This is a genomic window from Marinobacter sp. S0848L (genome assembly GCF_023016065.1).
GTDB lineage: Bacteria > Pseudomonadota > Gammaproteobacteria > Pseudomonadales > Oleiphilaceae > Marinobacter.
This window is the reverse complement of sequence record NZ_JALKAQ010000013.1, coordinates 46,265-63,740: the sequence shown is the minus strand read 5'-3', so window position 1 is coordinate 63,740 and position 17,476 is coordinate 46,265. Positions and strand designations below refer to the sequence as shown.

General features: G+C 53.8%; 16 protein-coding genes. 3 read left to right on the top strand and 13 right to left on the bottom strand.

All coding sequences use genetic code 11. The features are described from left to right. Positions 1 to 84 precede the first annotated feature (84 nt). Positions 85 to 567, bottom strand: coding sequence for a YajQ family cyclic di-GMP-binding protein (locus MWU64_RS13690; RefSeq protein WP_247064945.1), 483 nt, complete (start codon positions 565 to 567; stop codon positions 85 to 87). A gap of 135 nt (positions 568 to 702) precedes the next feature. Between MWU64_RS13690 and MWU64_RS13685 the strand changes: the two genes are divergently transcribed. Next, positions 703 to 1,674 carry a response regulator gene (locus tag MWU64_RS13685; protein WP_247064944.1) on the top strand — a complete coding sequence of 324 codons (972 nt, stop codon included), beginning with the start codon at positions 703 to 705 and terminating at the stop codon, positions 1,672 to 1,674. Between the two features lie 220 nt (positions 1,675 to 1,894). Here the strand turns inward: MWU64_RS13685 and MWU64_RS13680 are convergent, their stop codons facing one another. From MWU64_RS13680 to MWU64_RS13650, 7 genes are all read right to left on the bottom strand, one after another. Continuing rightward, the gene (locus MWU64_RS13680; RefSeq protein ID WP_247064943.1) at positions 1,895 to 2,917 is read right to left on the bottom strand and encodes an AraC family transcriptional regulator; all 1,023 of its coding nucleotides are present in this window, start codon (positions 2,915 to 2,917) and stop codon (positions 1,895 to 1,897) included. Between the two features lie 91 nt (positions 2,918 to 3,008). Then, on the bottom strand, positions 3,009 to 4,220 hold the full coding sequence (locus MWU64_RS13675; RefSeq protein WP_247064942.1) for an argininosuccinate synthase: 1,212 nt from the start codon (positions 4,218 to 4,220) through the stop codon (positions 3,009 to 3,011). Between the two features lie 135 nt (positions 4,221 to 4,355). Further along, positions 4,356 to 4,757, bottom strand: coding sequence for a flagellar export chaperone FliS (fliS, locus tag MWU64_RS13670; protein ID WP_247064941.1), 402 nt, complete (start codon positions 4,755 to 4,757; stop codon positions 4,356 to 4,358). Between the two features lie 67 nt (positions 4,758 to 4,824). After that, the gene (fliD, locus tag MWU64_RS13665; protein WP_247064940.1) at positions 4,825 to 6,789 is read right to left on the bottom strand and encodes a flagellar filament capping protein FliD; all 1,965 of its coding nucleotides are present in this window, start codon (positions 6,787 to 6,789) and stop codon (positions 4,825 to 4,827) included. A 170-nt stretch (positions 6,790 to 6,959) separates the two neighbouring features. Then, positions 6,960 to 7,394 (bottom strand): flagellar protein FlaG, encoded by a 435-nt coding sequence (locus MWU64_RS13660; protein ID WP_247064939.1) that lies wholly within the window; start codon positions 7,392 to 7,394, stop codon positions 6,960 to 6,962. A 70-nt stretch (positions 7,395 to 7,464) separates the two neighbouring features. Further along, positions 7,465 to 8,607, bottom strand: coding sequence for a flagellin (locus MWU64_RS13655; RefSeq protein ID WP_247064938.1), 1,143 nt, complete (start codon positions 8,605 to 8,607; stop codon positions 7,465 to 7,467). A 129-nt stretch (positions 8,608 to 8,736) separates the two neighbouring features. Continuing rightward, positions 8,737 to 9,867: a flagellin gene (locus tag MWU64_RS13650; protein WP_247064937.1), complete on the bottom strand. Its 1,131-nt coding sequence runs from the start codon at positions 9,865 to 9,867 to the stop codon at positions 8,737 to 8,739. A 383-nt stretch (positions 9,868 to 10,250) separates the two neighbouring features. Between MWU64_RS13650 and MWU64_RS13645 the strand changes: the two genes are divergently transcribed. Next, positions 10,251 to 11,750, top strand: coding sequence for a flagellin (locus MWU64_RS13645; protein WP_247064936.1), 1,500 nt, complete (start codon positions 10,251 to 10,253; stop codon positions 11,748 to 11,750). Positions 11,751 to 11,798: 48 nt separating this feature from the next. Here MWU64_RS13645 and MWU64_RS13640 read toward each other — a convergent pair whose 3' ends face one another. After that, positions 11,799 to 12,149 carry a type II toxin-antitoxin system HicB family antitoxin gene (locus MWU64_RS13640; RefSeq protein WP_247064935.1) on the bottom strand — a complete coding sequence of 117 codons (351 nt, stop codon included), beginning with the start codon at positions 12,147 to 12,149 and terminating at the stop codon, positions 11,799 to 11,801. Between the two features lie 294 nt (positions 12,150 to 12,443). Between MWU64_RS13640 and MWU64_RS13635 the strand changes: the two genes are divergently transcribed. Beyond that, complete coding sequence (locus MWU64_RS13635) at positions 12,444 to 14,447, top strand: hypothetical protein (RefSeq protein ID WP_247064934.1); 2,004 nt, start codon at positions 12,444 to 12,446, stop codon at positions 14,445 to 14,447. Positions 14,448 to 14,479: 32 nt separating this feature from the next. Here MWU64_RS13635 and sbcB read toward each other — a convergent pair whose 3' ends face one another. From sbcB to MWU64_RS13615, 4 genes are read right to left on the bottom strand one after another with little or no spacing between them, the layout of a single operon-like run. Beyond that, entirely contained in the window at positions 14,480 to 15,928 is a 1,449-nt protein-coding gene (sbcB, locus tag MWU64_RS13630; protein ID WP_247064933.1) for an exodeoxyribonuclease I, read from the bottom strand. 51 nt (positions 15,929 to 15,979) lie between these two features. Continuing rightward, positions 15,980 to 16,222 (bottom strand): DUF2442 domain-containing protein, encoded by a 243-nt coding sequence (locus MWU64_RS13625; protein WP_247064932.1) that lies wholly within the window; start codon positions 16,220 to 16,222, stop codon positions 15,980 to 15,982. Continuing rightward, complete coding sequence (locus MWU64_RS13620) at positions 16,203 to 16,475, bottom strand: DUF4160 domain-containing protein (protein WP_247064931.1); 273 nt, start codon at positions 16,473 to 16,475, stop codon at positions 16,203 to 16,205. Before MWU64_RS13620 ends, MWU64_RS13625 begins: the two co-directional genes overlap by 20 nt. 17 nt (positions 16,476 to 16,492) lie before the next feature. After that, positions 16,493 to 17,392 carry a hypothetical protein gene (locus MWU64_RS13615; RefSeq protein WP_247064930.1) on the bottom strand — a complete coding sequence of 300 codons (900 nt, stop codon included), beginning with the start codon at positions 17,390 to 17,392 and terminating at the stop codon, positions 16,493 to 16,495. Positions 17,393 to 17,476 lie beyond the last annotated feature (84 nt).

Genomic DNA, 17,476 nt, shown 5'->3' with positions numbered 1-17,476 from the left:
GTCAGAAGGGAGCTGAGTTGGATAGGTTAATCTCCTGAGTCACAAATCAAAGGCCGGGAATCACAGACCCGGCCCTGGCACTCATCAATCGCGAAAGTTATTAAACTGCAGCGGAATATCCAGCTCTGCCTCACGCAGCATGGCAATGGCTTCCTGCAAGTCGTCACGTTTCTTGCCGGTTACCCGAACCTTGTCACCCTGGATGCTGGCCTGCACCTTCATTTTCTTATCCTTGATCATCTTCACGATCTTCTTGGCCATATCCGTTTCGATGCCCTGCTTCAGCGCGAAGTGCTGTTTCACCAGCTTGCCGGCTTTGCTTTCGCCGTCTTCCGCCAGCGCACGGCTGTCGATGTTGCGCTTGGCGAACGCCATCCGCATCATTTCCACCAGTTGCTCCAGCTGGAACTCCTGCTCGGCGCTCAGTGTCAGGCGCTTGTCTTCCAGCTCAATCCCGGCTTCCACGTTTTTGAAGTCCCATCGGTTGCCCAAATCGCGCTTGGCTTGGTCCACTGCGTTGGTCACTTCGTGCATTTCAATTTCTGAAACAATATCAAAAGATGGCATAGTCGTTATTCTCCAAAGGCCGCCGAGGGTATACTAGGGCGACATTTTAAATTCCGGATGATAGAAACCGCCAAAGCATACCAAGAGCGGCGACTAATCGCATCTGACAATGGCCTGGTAACAAGTAGATACACAATGCCCAATCTCGACCTACCCATTCTCGTAGTAGATGACGCCAAATTCAGCAGTATGGTGGTCGGCCGCACCTTGCGAAATGCCGGTTACCGCGACATACGCGTAGCCAACAACGCGCCCGCGGCTCTGAAGCTTATGGAAGAACGCCCAGTCAGCGTGCTCATTGCCGACTGGCTAATGCCGGAAATGGACGGCCTGGAACTGGCCGACCGCGTACGCCAGCAAGACGAGCACGACAACCACTACACCTACATTATGCTGCTGACCGCCAAAGAAAGCGTGGAAGCGCTATCAGAAGCTTTTGACCGGGGCGTAGACGACTTCATCTATAAATCGGACATGACCAAGCAGCTGATCCCCCGAATCTTTGCGGCAGACCGCATGGCTGATCGCCAGAACACCCTGCTGCGCGCCAACGCTCTCTTGGTCGAGAACAATCAGGAACTGGAAAGCAACAACATCATTGATCTGGAAACCGGCCTGTGTAACGCGAAATATGCTCGCCAGCGTCTGGAGAAAACCCTGCGCCACGCGGAATCCCGGGGTGGCGCTACTGCTTACGTGATGTGTGGCATTCGTAATTGGCAGGAACTGAAGCGCAAGCACCCGCCCAGCATCATGAGCGAACTTTGCATAGGCATCGCCCGCCGGCTGAACACGCTGATTCGCCCAATCGACGCCCTGTGCCGTGTGGGTGACAATCAGTTTGCCACCGTGTCTTATTTTCACAACAGCGATCACTGCACCACCACTGCCTTCCGCCGGATTTTCGACGGCATCAATCACAAGGCGCTGAAAACCTCGGCCGGGTATATTTCGGTGGAAGCCGGTATGGTGCTGTGCCGCGCGAGCGCAGAAGACGGCACACCGACGGTCCAAGATGTCGAACGGGCTGCGGTACAAGGCTTGGTGGACGCCTACGAAACCCGGCGCTTTACCGAAACCACACCGGAATTACGGGAAAGTGTGTAGCAAATACATTCAGTAACACTGCGACACACATCACAAACAGACCGAAAGCTCGAAAAGCCCTATTCTAAATTTGTGGGATCAAGCAGTACCCACCCATGGCGGAGGAGCCGTGTAGTACCTCCGCCGCCGTATGGGTGCTCTCCCTCAGGATAAACGAATTTTTCAGGCACTTTCGTTCTTTCCGAATATTTTAGCCGGCTCCGATGAGCTGGCTTTCTTTTTATGGGGTCACACCTTTTCGATACTCCCCCGGTGTTTGCCCTGCCGCAGCCTTGAACTTACGATGAAACGACGTGGTTTCGTTATAGCCAAGCCGCAACGCAATGTCCGGTATGCTCATCTCAGTATCGCGCAGGTAATCTTCTGCCATCTGCTGGCGCACCTCGTCCAACAACTTCTGATACGAAGCGCCTTCCTGGCTTAGCTTGCGCTGCAAGGTTCGGCTGGTCATCCCCAAATCTTCAGCAATCAGGTCCTGCCGAGTGATGCCTCGCGCCAGCTGCCGCTGAATACCCTGTTTCACCTTGGTGGTCAGGTCGGTATCGGTGTCCAGTTCGGCCAACTGCGATAGAGCATGGGCTTCCAACGTTTTACGAAGCAACGGGTCTGGCTGCCGCAACCGTTCGGAAAGAAGTGCTTTACTGAGCGACAAGGTATTTTCTTTTGCCCCGAATTCTACCGGGCACCCCCAGCGCTTATGGTATTCGCCTTCCAGCTCCGGCCCCGGCGACTGTCGTTGCAAGGTCACACTATGCGGTGACGCCTCGTTCGTGTCCGCCAGCCAACGGGCGTAATTCACCCAAGACGCAAACACGTTATCCACCACATGGGGCTGAACGATGGGATCGGTGTAATTGCAGCGCCACACCAACGTAACCGTACCCCCCACCATGTGCATACGCGTGGTGCCCATGTCACCCACCAATTTTTCATAGGGGGCAATGCGGGTAACGGCCTCGCCCAAGGTGGCACAACTCATGGTGATATAACCCAGCACACTGTAAGAACCGGGCTGCACGAAATCGCCCGTTTCCAAGCCGAGAATGGGATTATCCGAACGCTCGGCCAGCAAATGCAGGAAAGTTTGAAACTGCTCACCATCGATACGCCCGTCATCACTTTCCAAAACATCCTCTGACAGCCCGGACTGGCGCAGCAAATCGGCCACGGTCATCGAGTTGGCATCGGCGAAACGAACGTATTGACGAAGTGCGGCTACAGAAGCGGTTCCCAACGGAGTCATGGCGCAGGCTTTGGTTGTTAGCGTTTTCAGCAGAGTATAACCAAAAACGCCCGGCAATGTGCCGGGCGTTTTGGATTCAGTAAGGCTGCTCTCAGAGCTTGCGGCCTTTACCGGCTGCAATACGCAACCGGAGCGCGTTCAGCTTGATGAAGCCTTCTGCGTCTTTCTGATCGTAAGCACCGTGATCTTCTTCGAAGGTCGCGATGGTTTCGTCGAACAGAGAGTCGTCAGACTTACGGCCAACAACGTCTACGTTGCCTTTGTACAGCTTCAGGCGAACGGTACCGTTCACGTATTCCTGAGTCTGGTCGATCAGCGCCTGCAGGGCTTCACGCTCAGGCGACCACCAGTAACCGTTGTAGATCACTTCGGCGTAACGCGGCATCAGGCTGTCTTTCAGGTGCGCCACTTCGCGATCCAGAGTGATGGACTCAATCGCACGGTGCGCACGCAGCATGATCGTGCCGCCCGGTGTTTCGTAGCAGCCACGGGACTTCATGCCCACGTAACGGTTCTCAACGATGTCCAAACGACCAATGCCGTTGGCACCCGCCATCTTGTTCAGCGTTTCCAGAACTTCATGCGCCTTCATTTCCTGACCGTCGATGGCAACAATGTCGCCCTTACGGTAAGTCAGCTCAACGTAAGTCGGCTCGTTCGGAGCCGATTCCGGAGACACACTCCAACGCCACATATCTTCCTCGGCTTCCGCCCAAGGATCTTCCAGATTCATGCCTTCGTAAGAGATGTGCAGCAGGTTGGCATCCATGGAGTACGGGCTCTTGCCCTTCTTCATCTCAACCGGAATGTTGCGCTCTTCACAGTACTTCAGCAGCTTCTCGCGGGAGTTCAGATCCCACTCACGCCACGGTGCAATCACCTTCACACCCGGCTTCAGTGCGTAAGCACCCAGCTCGAAACGCACCTGGTCGTTACCCTTACCGGTCGCGCCGTGAGAAATGGCATCGGCGCCGGTTTCGTTGGCGATCTCAATCAAACGACGTGAGATCAGAGGGCGCGCAATAGAAGTACCCAGCAGGTACTCGCCTTCATAGATGGTGTTTGCGCGGAACATCGGGAACACGTAATCGCGCACAAACTCTTCGCGCAGGTCCTCGATGTAAATTTCCTTAACGCCCAAGGCTTCTGCCTTCGCACGCGCCGGCTCTACTTCCTCGCCTTGGCCGATGTCGGCGGTAAAGGTAACCACCTCACAGTTGTAAGTATCCTGCAACCACCGAACAATAACGGACGTATCCAGGCCGCCGGAATAGGCCAGAACCACCTTTTTAATATCAGACATGTCTGTGCTCCAGACTGAACAGAATGGATGTAACAAAAAGAAGGGGCATATTGTACGGGATGGCGGGGGAGTTGGCTATTGGGAGGTGCACTCACCCTCTCCCACAAAGGGAGAGGGTGACGTGAAATTCAGATATCAGCCAACGTGCGCGGTTTGGATAACGGCTTCTTCACGGATGCCGTCCCAGCCTTCTTTGATTGAGCGGAGAAGGCTGATCACTTCGTCCAGTTTGGCCATGTCGTTCTTGGCGCTGGCTTCCAGGAGCGTGCGTTCCATGTAGTCGTACAGCGCTTCAAGACGGGTTGCTAACTCACCACCCTTTTCAAAGTCTAGGAAGCTTTTTAGGCCACCAATGATTTCGATGGCTTTACCGATTAGCTGGCCCTTACCGGCGTAATCTTTGGCCTGCATCCGGGCCTTGGCCATGTTGATTCGCTCGATGGCACCGTTGTACAGCAGGTGAATCAGCTTATGGGGGTCAGCATCGGTGATACTGGTTTGGGTGTTAACACGTTGGTACGCTTGTAGACCGTTCATAAAAACCTCGTTTAACCGTTAACCGGTTGGCCCTGAATCATAGGGCCCTTTTCTGAATATCGTATAATTACTCGGATTGATTGGGCGCCAAAGCGGCCAACTGCTGCGAGACGTAATCTCGGGTGTTGTTAAGCTGTGCGATCAATGAGTCGGCAGCGCTGAACTGGGCCACAAGCCTTGCTTGATAGCTTTCAATCTTCAAGTCCAGCTTTACGCGGTCTTCCTGAATACGCTCCAAATCCCGGTTTAGCGATTCCGTACGGGAGCTTAGCGCGCCCTCGGCACTCAGGATGTTGGTGATGGCATCCACCGCCCGCTCACTCACACCTTCAATAAAATTAACCGCCCCACGGCTACCCACTTCGCCGCCGGTAATACGTACCTGCAAGCCGGCTGCCTTATTACTGGCATCGTTCGCAAGATACAGCACCTGGCCATCGCCTTGGGCCGCCTGGCCATTGATCGTGCCTTCAACATCTTGCCCGGCAACACCGGTACTGGTGCTTAACCCTGTTACGTTAGAAAGCGCCGTCAGGCTAACATTGGAATCACTACCAAAGCGGTTCGACGTGAACGTAAGCCCTTCCGCAGAGTCGTACGCTACCTGAACAGAACGGTCAGCCGCGCTCAGCGCCTGATTGTCTGCCAGCGCAGTCTGAATGGCCGCAGCAAAATCAGCACCGGAGTAGTCACCCGCAGCGATGGAAACCGTTGCACTTGTTTCACCATCCACTTGGAACGTGAAACTGTTATCCGCCTGAACCTGGATAGCATTCGTAGTATTCGGAACGCTGTAATTCAAGCTACCTCGGGTCGCCATCTGGGTCACATCAATATCGTAACCGCCCGGCACAGTGTTCGAGCCACTTCGGATGAACTCCACCTGGGAGTCTGTGGTTCTGCCCTGCTCGGCAAACAACGCTGTGACATCATCCGGGTTTTCTAACAATTTCTGCTGGAACTTCTGGCTATCAAACTGCAGCTCACCGGTGCGGAAATCAGAACCGATACCCACATCTGCCAAGCTGCGCACACTGGCGTTTTCCAGCCCCGGGATAATATTCGTTAAAACGCTTTTCAGCTGGTTTTGGATATTACGAACGGTCGAGTCGCCGGTTAGGATACTGCCTTGACCAGTTTCACTGTTGAACGTTGAAAGCTCCCGAATCGTGCCCTGCAGTTCGTTGAACTTATCCACGAACGCCTGAACACGCTCGGCAACCTTACCGGTGTCCTGCTCAACCTTAACGGTGGATTTACCCACATCCGTCAGATTGAACGTCAGCCCATCCACCACGTTTTCAACGGTATTGGTGGAACGGGTAATCAGCACACCGTTTATCTTCATCTGCGCATCGGCGGCGGCAATGGTTTGTTCCATCTTTGGGTTGCCCGCGGCATCTGCTGGATCAAACGCAAAACCCGCCAGCCCTTCCGCGCCGGCTTCCTCAGTAGCGGTAATTTTGACCGCATTGGCTGTACCGGTTTCATCCGCCGATAACGTCAGGCGAAAGCCGCTGCCGGTATCAATCACACCTGCAGAAACGCCACCGTCTGCATCATTAATCGCGTTCGCCAAGCCTTGCAGGGTATCGTTACTGGAATCGATGGTGATTTCGGTGGTTTTATCACCCACCTGCAACGTAATGGTGCCACGGCCAACACTGGTGGCATCTCGGTCAGCGTAGCTCTCGGTACTCGCCAGCGCTTGGGCTTCCGCAAGAGCAACCACATCAAGGCTGTAAGAGCCACGGGCCGCCTTTCCGGCATCTACCGACACGTCGATATTGCTACCCGACGATGTCGCAGAAAATGACTTCATCGCGTCCGCAGAGCCAAGCTGTCGCATCGGCAACCGAAGCTCCGTTACCGCACTGCGAAGTTTCCCATAGGCAGAAATCAGAGCCTCAGTACGTGCCGTTTTCTGATCCAGCCGAACCTCGGTGGGCTTACGTTCCGCCGCCACCAACTGATCAACAAGATCGGATGTAAGAACACCAGACCCAACGCCTAACGATGATATACCTGCCATAACCCTGCATCCTCATGGGAGCGAATGTCTCTACTGTATAATTTATCGGCTACGAGCGGCAAAACTTTACCGCTAATTTTGGTAACCCATAAACCAGAACACCGCCAGCCCCTTTCGGAGTGGCGGTGCTGAAATACCGTGTTCAACACGTCCGCGAAAGCGGCAAGTTTTTACACTTTGATGTTAAACAACGTCAGCGGTTCATCCTGCTGCAATTTCTCTGCCAACCTCAAAGCCACTTCATCCGGCATCTGGCGAATCACTTCCTGGGTAGACTGATCAACCACCTTCACAATGGTCTGACCGGATTCGTTATCCACCTCAAACTGAAGATCCCGCTGCACGTTCTGAACAAAATCGTTCAGCTGGCTAACCGCCTGGCCCAACTCTTCCCGTTGCGTTTCGCTACGCTCTTTCAGCTTTTCAGCTTTGGAGGCTTCGTTTGCAACCTGGGTATTCTGAATCTGGCGGGTACCGGCAATTGAAGCAGCAAGGTCAGGGGCTTTACTGCCCTCGGCCTGAGATGACGACAGTGCCTTGGCCGGAGCCTGGGCACCAAGGCGCACCAGCTTCAAATCCGGACTGTTCAGGTTAACGTCATTCATAGCTTTACCTCGCTATACTCAAACGGCGTAAAACCGGAACCCGAAGGTTCCGGCTGTTACCGCTAGCCCCTTACTGCAGGAGGGACAGAACCTGCTGCGGACGGGCGTTCGCCTGAGCCAGGACGGAGATACCCGCCTGCTGCAGTACCTGTGCCTTGGAAAGCTTTGCAGTTTCTGCGGCGAAGTCTGCGTCCAAGATACGACTGTTCGAGGCGCTCAGGTTCTCCACTGACGTCGCCAGGTTTGCGATAGTGGACTCAAAACGATTCTGGATCGCACCGAGATTCCCCCTGAGATCGTTCACGCTTTTCAACGCACTATCCACTCGGAGAATTGCATCATTCGCAGCCGCAACAGTGTCGACTTTCAGTTCAGCAAGTGACTGATTGTTGGCGGCTTGGGTATTACCCGGATCGGCAGTTGCCGTTCCATCATTATTCAAGTCATAGTTAAATGCTTCAGCAGACTTGAAGGTTACAGTGTCCCCTCCCGTACCGACTTCCGCATACAAACCAGGCACACCTTCGTTGTTGATCGCATCAACCAAGTTTTGGGCAGTTTCTGCGTCGGTACCCGTTCTGTCGACATCCGAGAGATCGATGTCGATGCGCTCACCAGACCCCACTTGAAATGATGCAAAATCTTCCGTAGCAGCGATGGCAGCAATCGCTTGATCTGCTAACACAGCAATCTCGCCGATATCACCCTTTCTGGTCGACTTGTCAGTGCCCAGATCAATAGCGATCGTCTCGCCAGCATTTGCACCGACCTGAAAATTCTCTTTACCAAACGTACCGTCCAGAACTTTCAAGCCGTTGAACGCGGTCTGGGAGGAGATCCGGTCGATTTCATTAATCCGCTGCTCCACTTCATCGTTCAACGCCGCGCGGTCCGAGGCACTGTTAGTGGCGTTGGCGGCCTGAACGGCCAGTTCACGAATCCGCTGCAGGTTGTTGGTAATCTCATCCAGCGCGCCTTCGGCGGTCTGCGCCAGGGAGATACCATCGTTGGCGTTTCGAGTCGCCACATTCAGACCGGAAATCTGCGAGCTGAAGCGGGTGGAAATCGCCAGGCCAGCGGCATCATCTTTTGCAGAATTGATCCGCAGGCCTGAGGACAGCCGCTGCAGCGCCTGGTCAGAAAGATTCTGAGACTTGCCCAACTGGTTTTGGGCGTTCAGGGATGCAACGTTGGTGTTAATACCGAGAGCCATAATGCTTCTCCTCAATGCGAGTCAGACCGAGCGACTGGTTCTCCAGCCTTGCCGTTATTTCGTTTAACGGCCTCCCGGCCCATTACTTGAGTGCAAAACCGCGCTCAAGTGTTAAATTTTGTTGCTAAATTACTGGAGCAGTGACAGCACCTGCTGTGGCCGAGCATTAGCCTGCGCCAACACGGAAATACCGGCCTGCTGCAATACCTGGGACTTGGAGAGCTTCGCGGTTTCGGCGGCGAAGTCGGCATCCAAAATACGGCTATTGGAAGCACTCAGGTTTTCCACGGAAGTGGCGAGGTTGGCAATGGTGGACTCGAAGCGGTTTTGAATCGCACCTAATTCTCCGCGTAAGCTATTCACGCTATCTAGAGCGGAATCAACTCGCAGGATTGCTTCATTGGCACCAGCAACATCTTCTACACTTACGGAACTCAAAAACGAGTCATCCCCGTTTGTTTCCAAAGTGCGCTCAATTTCTGTGGTTCCACCGTCGAGAGAATATGTAAAGTCTGACGAAGAGATCAGTGTTATTTGATCGATACCACCACCCGGGGTACTTTCAGAGCCTACCGCATAAACTCCAGTGACTCCCGCCCCATTGATCTTTCCAATAACGTCCTCTGTGGTATCTCCGGCTTCCCGATCAACTGTCACGTATTCGCCATCACCAACTTTTATTTGAATGCCATCTGCATCAGTGATGGCCGAATCACCAATCACTGCGGAAGAAGCCAACTCACCAATACTGTCTTTTTTGGTCGACTTATCAGAGCCCAGATCAATAGCGATCGTCTCGCCAGCATTGGCGCCGACCTGGAAGCTCTCCTTGCCAAACGTACCATCCAGAACTTTCAGGCCGTTGAATGCGGTTTGAGAGGAGATCCGGTCGATTTCATTAATCCGCTGCTCCACTTCATCGTTCAACGCCGCGCGGTCCGAGGCGCTGTTAGTAGCGTTAGCAGCCTGAACCGCCAGCTCCCGGATCCTTTGCAAGTTGTTAGTGATCTCATCCAGCGCGCCTTCGGCGGTTTGGGCGAGGGAGATACCATCGTTGGCGTTACGAGTCGCCACATTCAGACCGGAAATCTGGGAGCTGAAGCGAGTAGAAATCGCCAAGCCGGCCGCATCGTCTTTGGCAGAGTTGATCCTCAGACCGGAGGACAAGCGCTGCAAGGCCTGATCTGACAAGTTTTGAGACTTACCCAACTGATTCTGGGCGTTCAACGATGCAACGTTGGTGTTAATGCCGAGAGCCATAATGCTTCTCCTTCGACAGTGTGTCGTTATTTCATGGTTAAGGTCTGGCGTTCTCTTTTTTGGTTTGGAGCGCCGCCCTGTTACTTCACTTAACGGCACCCAATCGGGTTGCTTTAGGAAAAATAGAATTTTCTTTGTAAAAGAATGCAAAAGCGGCAAGCAACTTCCGTTTTTGCTGACGGTAAGTTGGCAACGAGCTTCTCTACGAAAGAACGAATTCGAATTTATTTACTTAAATAACAACAAGATAAAATCATAAATCAGATCTTGGCACACCCTTCGCTTAACTCCCATCAACACGGCAAATAAACAACTTTTCTGCCGGCGCAGCGCCCTGACTTTCCGGCTCTGAGCTTCCGGCATCTCTGAGTAGGGAGAACGATATGCCTCAGGTTATTAACACCAACATGGCGTCACTGAACGCACAACGGAACCTCAACGCCTCACAAAGCCAGGCCAATACTGCGCTGGAACGCTTATCTTCGGGCTTGCGCATCAACTCCGCCAAAGACGATGCCGCGGGGCTTGCGATTTCCGAACGGTTCCAGTCTCAAATCTCGGGCTTGAATGTCGCCCAACGGAATGCCAACGATGGCATTTCTCTGGCCCAGACCGCGGAAGGCGCGATGGACGAGATTACCAACAACTTGCAGCGGATCCGGGAACTGGCCGTTCAGTCGGCTAACGCCACAAACAGTGTTTCAGACCGCCAAGCTCTGAATCAGGAAGTGCAGCAACGAATTGAAGAAATCAACCGGATTGCTAGCCAGACTTCCTTTAACGGCTTGAAAGTTCTAGATGGCACGTTTGACACCCAAACGTTTCAGGTTGGGGCAAATACGGGTGAGACTATTTCTGTTAGTGGTTTGGACTCGCGGGGTAGTCAAATTGGAGGAGTCGTTGAACAAACCAGTGTTTTCGGGAACCGGGCGCTTGAGCCGGGCGTATTTAGCGTAAATACATCGACGCTAGACTTTGATTCTAGCTCGGGTGTATCCACTAACGGGACAGGGCTAACCATTTCGAGCGCTACCAACCCTAGCCTTGCAACCTTAGAAATTAAAGGCGCAAAAAATATAGACGAAGCAGTTGCCCAGCTTCAAACCCAAATTAGCCAAAACCAAGAACTCGAAGGCCTGTCCGTTGAGCAGGATGCCACTGGCTTCCGGTTCGTTAACAATACATCAGTCGACCTAAACATCGCAGGAAGCTTGACCGACGGAACCGGGAGTACTGGCGCAAACACTGCCGCGCCATTCTCGGCCAATGTTGCAACAACCGTTCATGAACACTTTAAAGACGGCAAAACCATCGACTTCGAAGTGGACATCAATGGATCCAAAATCCCGGTAGAGGGCGCAACCTCCCTCAACGACATTGTTGCAAAAGTAAACGCTCGCACAAATGAAACCGGGATTAAAGCCAACCTCGATTCAACCAACGACAACATCGTGTTCTCGTCACAGTTTGGCGAACCGTTCACCATCGGAATTACCGCGGATACAAACGGTGACACTACCAACAACATTGACTTTAAAGTTTTCGGGACAGCCGACAGCGATACCGTTTCGATGAACGAGATCGATATCTCTACTCGGGAAGGGGCCGACCTTGCCATGATCGCCGTCGACTACGCCATCGACACCATCAACGGCTTCCGCGCCGAACTCGGCGCAGTCCAAAACCGCTTCGAGTCCACCATCGCGAACCTGAGCACCACCTCGGAAAACCTCTCGGCTTCAAACAGTCGAATCCGCGACGCGGACTTTGCGGCGGAAACCGCAGAGTTGGCTCGTACTCAGGTGCTTCAGTCTGCTGGCTTGTCTGTTCTTGCTCAGGCTAACGCAAGGCCACAGCAGGTATTGCAGTTGCTGCAAGGTTAATCGTCTGCGTAAAAAAACGGCCGGGCTAATTACCCGGCCGTTTTTTGTTTAAGGACGACTCCCTTTAACGACAAACCTCTCAACAGCCAGCTGAACAGCTTCGTTTAACCCCAACCCCTCATCAGCGGCCTTCATTGCCAGCTTGCGGTGCAATTCTCTTCCGATTCGGATATTGAACGATCCTTTGAATGGTTTGTTTGGCTCAATCCCCATTGAGGCACAGTCCGCCAGGTACTCGTCTACCGACACTCGAAACTCTTGCTCTAAGGACCGGAGGTTTTCAGCCTCATAGGTCACAAGATCATTGATAAAGAGGAGCTTGCCGTAAAGAACGCCTCTATCAAGATCATGTTCGATGGAACCTATCTGGCCTTTATATTTGATTGTATTCGAGCTCATATCAGCCCCCTCTCAACAAAACCCACGGAGTTCAGACCACGTTATGTCTTTGGGTGTTGGCTTTCGAAGCAACTTCGCCCTTAACTTTTCCCTGTTCACCATACGATCATCCCGACCAACCTTTTGCAACCATTTTATAGTTGCACGGTAGTGCTAGCAAGCGATAAATCGGCACCCAAAAATCACCACCTCAAAACTGGCACACCTTTCGCAACACCTCCCTCAAAGCACGGCAATCCGCAAAAAACTGCAGACCTTTGCCGCATCGGATTATGGCTGGTAATGAGGTGTTCCATGCACGTACAAGAAAACAATGCTCATCTTTCCCGTTCGGTTCAGGCGCAGGCCGCTCGCTTGGTTTTGCAGGCGAATCTGGCGTATGGCGAGTCCAACACCAACGGGCTTTCTTACACCCAACGGCTGAAGGCGCGTATGGAGTGCCGCGAGTACCTGGCAGACGCCTTGGCGATTGAGGCCGACAACGCCGCAGCACTTGGTTTGCTGGGTCGGGTGGAGATGGACGATGGCGAGCTGGAAAAAGCCCAAGCCCTGTTCAATGCCAGCCTGAACAGCCAGCCGGGGCAGGCGCAGCAGTATTGCAACCTGGGCTATTGGGCCCTGCAGACCGAGCGGCCAGCTCTGGCGGAAGAATATTTCCTAGAGGCACTGGAATGCGACCGGCAATCTGCCGCCGCTTTCTGCGGGGTTGCCCATGCCAAACGCCTGCAAGGCCAGTTCGATGTGGCCTACCTGCATTACCGCAAACTGCTGCAAACCGGTTCCGAGTGGGATTCCGTCTATTCCGGCATGCTGACCTGCGCGCAAAACCTGGAAGTTCACCATGCAGACGCAGAGCTGGCACAAGATGCCATTGCCCTACTCCGCCAAGACAACCTGCCCCATCAAGAGATCGGCCGGTTTGTGGGTGCTATCGTTCAGCAGCAGTACGATTTAAACAATCCCAACGCCGAGATTTTTCTGGATGCAGCCGCGGAAGACGAGCTGCTGATTCTCGCGCTCAAGAAAACCCTGATGCCCAGTGCTGAAGTTGAAGATCTGGTTACCATACTGCGCCGCAGCATCCTCGCCGAAGTGGCGCAAACCGTCAGCCTGCGGGACGAACTTCAGCCACTGTGCCTGGCCATTGCCGAATACGCCGACCGCACCGGCTACGCCTTGGCGGTGGAAGATGACGAAGAACGCCTGATCGCCACCATTAACGACAGCATCGTCGGCCAGTTTGCGATGGGTGAGCCGCAAGAAGCGCTAATCGGAAGCTTGATGATCAGCGCTCTGTACGGCGCCCTATTCCATCAAAGTTTTGCCATGAATCTCGGCCAGTGGAACCTGGTGGACTGGCCCTTGGCTATGCAACCTATGATGGCCGCCAGCTACTACGACCGGGCGGAAGAAGAAGCCATCAAACAAAACTTTGATGAGAAAGCCGACGAACTCTGCCTGGCGAAAACGGATGTACCGCAAGCCTGGCCCGCGTGGAGCCAACTGGCCTACCGCACCGAAACCAGCCTGAAGTCGGTGATAGCGCAGGAACTGGGTCTAAACACCGACCACCTTCCCGCCATCCTGCGCATCATGGTATGCGGCGCACAGTCTGGTCAGCGGGCGATGGAGTTGGCGCAGTATCTGGATGATGTGGAAGTTATCGCGGTTGACGAATCCCTCGCCAACATCGCCAAAGCCACGCGCATGGCCAGCACTCTAAACATCGAGAACATCGTGTTCTGGCCCTGGTCCATCGCTCAGCGATTCGTGGCGGATGGCCATCAAGTGCACTGGGTGGAAGTCGGCCGCTTGCCTTCACCGGCCATGACAGAGCTTTCTGTTGCGGCACTGGTCAATAACGCCGCCATCAGTGGTGCTGTGGTTCACATGCACACCAACATGGCCGAGCAAACCGCCGGCGACAAGCACATCCGCCGCTTGATTGACGAGCACAACCTGCAACCCACGCGCACCGCCTTGCGGCAACTGCGGCGTATGGTACTTGCGAACAAGCAGGACTCCACCTGGGCCGATCTGCTGAAAGACGAAGCCTTCTACAGCCTAGGTGGCTGCCGCGACCGCTGGTTCCGCCCGCAGGATGCCAACCAACTAAAAGATCTGCTGGCGCTGGCCAGCAACGAAGTGGAATGGAAACTCGTCAAAGCCCGCGATGAAGATGGCCACAGTTTGGCGACTGCGCCTGTGCAAAAGCAGATTCAGGCGGAGGCTCTGGGGAGTGAAGTGCAGAGCTTGATGGGGCAGAGTTTGAGTGTTTATTTTCAGCGGCGGAGATAAACGCAACGGGGGCCAAAACTGGCCCCCGTTTTTTACATATAAGGAATCAAAGATTCCCCATACAAATGCAAATCCTCCAGGATCTGCTGATTCCTCGGCGTCAGCTCCGGGTCACTCGCCAGCTGCTGCAACTCCAGCCCGTAGGCTTCCAGCGAGCGCCAGCCCTTTTTCGGGTTCATCAGGCGTTCGGTTCTGAAGGCTTCCCAACGTTCCATTTCTTCGCCGCTCAGGGTGTTCGGATAATTCCGGGCGCGGTAGCGGAAGAGCATCTCGTTTAAACGCTCGTCATCAAACCTTACCTCTTGCTCGCCTAATGTCTCTACCGGTTGGGCGATCAGGTCTTTCAGCCGCTCCCGGTCGGCGTTGCTGATGAAACCGCCGGCATAGATTTGCTCGTCGGGATCGGTCAGGTCACTGCCGTCAAAGCTGCGATCGAAGGCTTGGGCAATTCGTGCTGGCAAGTCCGGGGCATTTCGCAGCTTGGCCAGATTCGCGCGCAGCACGTCGCCATCCAATTCCAGTTCCGCCAAGCGTTCTTTGGAAAGCGTAGACAACATGTTTGCCGGGGCCAGAACCGGGCATTTGTTCACCTGAATGCCTTTCAGGGGGAAGCGCGCTATCCCCTCACCCAGCTCGGCTTGTGAGGTAAACACCCGCTCCTGAATCTGCTCCGGCGTGGCGTTGATGAGTTCCGTTGGGTCTTCCCGCAAGTCGTAGACGATAACCTGGTTTTTATTGGTGGGGTGTTCCGCCAAGGGCGCTACCAACGCACAACAGCCGCGGCTGGCCGGGAATTTGGCGGAGATGTGGAACACTGGCTTCATGTTGGCAGTGTCCAGCATTTGGCGCGCCGCGTGTTTGTCTTTGTTCTTCAGCACAAAATCAAACAGCTTAGGCTGCTTCTCTTTAATCAGTTTGGCCACGGCAATGGTCGCCCAAACATCCGACATGGCATCGTGGGCCGCTTCGTGGGCAATGCCGTTGGCGGCCGTGAGCTCCTCCAATCGGAAACTGGGGCTGCCGTCTTCTTTACGAGGCCAGTTGATGCCTTCCGGACGCAAGGCGTAGGTCAGCCGCACCATGTCGATGATGTCCCACCGGGAATTACCGTTCTGCCATTCCCGGGCGTAGGGGTCGCGCAGGTTTCGATAAAGCGTATTGCGTGTCACTTCGTCATCAAATCGCAGGCTGTTGTAGCCCACTACGCAGGTGCCGGGTTGGCTGAAGGCTTCGTTGATCTGCGCGATGAATTCCGCTTCGGGGAAGCCATCTTCCAAAGCTTTTTGCGGGGTGATGCCGGTAATCAAGCAAGCTTCAGGGGAAGGCAGGTAGTCGTCCGTTGGTTTGCAGTAAATCACCAACGGGTCTTCGATCACATTCAAATCCGCATCGGTGCGAACCCCGGCAAACTGGGAGGGCCGGTCATGCAGCGGGTCTACACCAAAGGTTTCGTAATCGTGCCAGTAAAAAGAGCGGATCAAAGGAAGACTCCTGCGGTTCCAATCAAATTAGAAACCCGGAGTTTAGCAAATTCATGCGGCGCTTTGCCGGGCATCACCGGATAACATTGCCTCGATACTCAGATGATAATCCAGGCACTCCCATTCGATACCCGTTCCATCACAGATAAAACGGTACTTTCTCAGCTCCGAGATCGAAGCCTGCTCAAGTACAGCGTACCAATGGATCGGCGTAGAGATGACTCGTCCGTCCTTTAACTCTACATGCAAATGACGATCGTCAACGTGAACGGATTTACCTTCGAAACCAGGCATTCCACTTCTCCAGAAATTCTGACTGATGGCTACCAACAATTTTCAGGCACTCTCGCAGCTCCTGATTTTTAAGAGTGCTGTAACTAATCGATAGCGTGGCCAGCTCAATCTTAGCCCATCGCTCACCTTTAAGCACATGAACGTGCGGAGGGAAATGGTCGTTCGCGTAAAAGAAAAATTTGAATCCGTTCAAATAAAGCAGCGTTGGCACGCACGACTCCTTGTGCTTTGCGCCGGAAGGTTGGGCCTCCATCAAATCTCACTGGAGAATCAAAACAAATTTTTCCCCATATCCACCTGATGAGTGCGGCGGCGTTCGAGGCCGGCACCGGTCAATTGATCCAATTGCACGGTCATATTGGTAGGGAGGTTGATGTAAACACCCTTTCCTGCCGATATCGAACTGGTTCCATCCAGCGTTTTCCAGGCCACACCATCTTGATCTCGCTGAAAGCCAATAAAGAAACCATCGGTGAAACCAGCCACACCGGCCTGCCCGGAATCTTCACCGATATCCAAAGAACGGAGCTGTGTGAGCGGTGCACAGTTTGCAGCCGTTTGCCCCACGTTACAGCCTGCAGCCTGATTCGGGTTATTCGGCTTTAAGCCAATGTGCGTGGCGCGATAATCGGTAGCCGCGCCACCCGGCCCCTGGAACAACTGAGCGTCATACACTTGGCCGAATGATTCAATCTTCATTCCAATGTTGCCACTAAAACTGGTGGTACTGGACGAAACCGACCCGCGAGCCTCGTGAAACCCCATGCGGAAGCCGGCCAGGCCAGCAGCATCTTCTGCCAATTCGATATACGGGCGGCGAGCTTCGAAGGGAACGATGTCGCCTTCGTTATAGGTCACACCGTTATAGACTTCGCCGTTAACGCGAGCAATGTGGCCAAGAGCGAGATGGCTAGCCGCGAAATCCGTACCAGCATTTAATTCGCCAACCTTTACGTCATCCACGTTTAACCGGGTTTCCACGTCGATGCCTAGCGACATCCGGGTAAAATCGTGGTTCTGGCCAGCGATGTTTTCAATCTGCATAAACGCCTGCCCGGTCACCTCACCCATCGCATCATCAGAAATGGGTGCTAACTCCGCTTGGGCAACGGGCATAATACCCAAGCAAAACAGGGTAAGGGCAGCGTATCCGTACGCTCGCTTTATCATCGATCGTGTCTCTATTTGTTTTTTTAGCACGCAACCACTATAGCCGAGAGCGGACCGGCAATAGAGTGAGTTACCTCACAAACC

Excerpts from the sequence above, each read along its gene's own strand:
- MWU64_RS13690 (WP_247064945.1), bottom strand. The coding sequence starts at position 567 with ATGCCATCTTTTGATATTGTTTCAGAAATTGAAATGCACGAAGTGACC.
- MWU64_RS13685 (WP_247064944.1), top strand. The coding sequence starts at position 703 with ATGCCCAATCTCGACCTACCCATTCTCGTAGTAGATGACGCCAAATTC.
- MWU64_RS13680 (WP_247064943.1), bottom strand. The coding sequence starts at position 2,917 with ATGACTCCGTTGGGAACCGCTTCTGTAGCCGCACTTCGTCAATACGTT.
- MWU64_RS13675 (WP_247064942.1), bottom strand. The coding sequence starts at position 4,220 with ATGTCTGATATTAAAAAGGTGGTTCTGGCCTATTCCGGCGGCCTGGAT.
- fliS (WP_247064941.1), bottom strand. The coding sequence starts at position 4,757 with ATGAACGGTCTACAAGCGTACCAACGTGTTAACACCCAAACCAGTATC.
- fliD (WP_247064940.1), bottom strand. The coding sequence starts at position 6,789 with ATGGCAGGTATATCATCGTTAGGCGTTGGGTCTGGTGTTCTTACATCC.
- MWU64_RS13660 (WP_247064939.1), bottom strand. The coding sequence starts at position 7,394 with ATGAATGACGTTAACCTGAACAGTCCGGATTTGAAGCTGGTGCGCCTT.
- MWU64_RS13655 (WP_247064938.1), bottom strand. The coding sequence starts at position 8,607 with ATGGCTCTCGGTATTAACACCAACGTTGCATCCCTGAACGCCCAAAAC.
- MWU64_RS13650 (WP_247064937.1), bottom strand. The coding sequence starts at position 9,867 with ATGGCTCTCGGCATTAACACCAACGTTGCATCGTTGAACGCCCAGAAT.
- MWU64_RS13645 (WP_247064936.1), top strand. The coding sequence starts at position 10,251 with ATGCCTCAGGTTATTAACACCAACATGGCGTCACTGAACGCACAACGG.
- MWU64_RS13640 (WP_247064935.1), bottom strand. The coding sequence starts at position 12,149 with ATGAGCTCGAATACAATCAAATATAAAGGCCAGATAGGTTCCATCGAA.
- MWU64_RS13635 (WP_247064934.1), top strand. The coding sequence starts at position 12,444 with ATGCACGTACAAGAAAACAATGCTCATCTTTCCCGTTCGGTTCAGGCG.
- MWU64_RS13625 (WP_247064932.1), bottom strand. The coding sequence starts at position 16,222 with ATGCCTGGTTTCGAAGGTAAATCCGTTCACGTTGACGATCGTCATTTG.
- MWU64_RS13620 (WP_247064931.1), bottom strand. The coding sequence starts at position 16,475 with ATGGAGGCCCAACCTTCCGGCGCAAAGCACAAGGAGTCGTGCGTGCCA.
- MWU64_RS13615 (WP_247064930.1), bottom strand. The coding sequence starts at position 17,392 with ATGATAAAGCGAGCGTACGGATACGCTGCCCTTACCCTGTTTTGCTTG.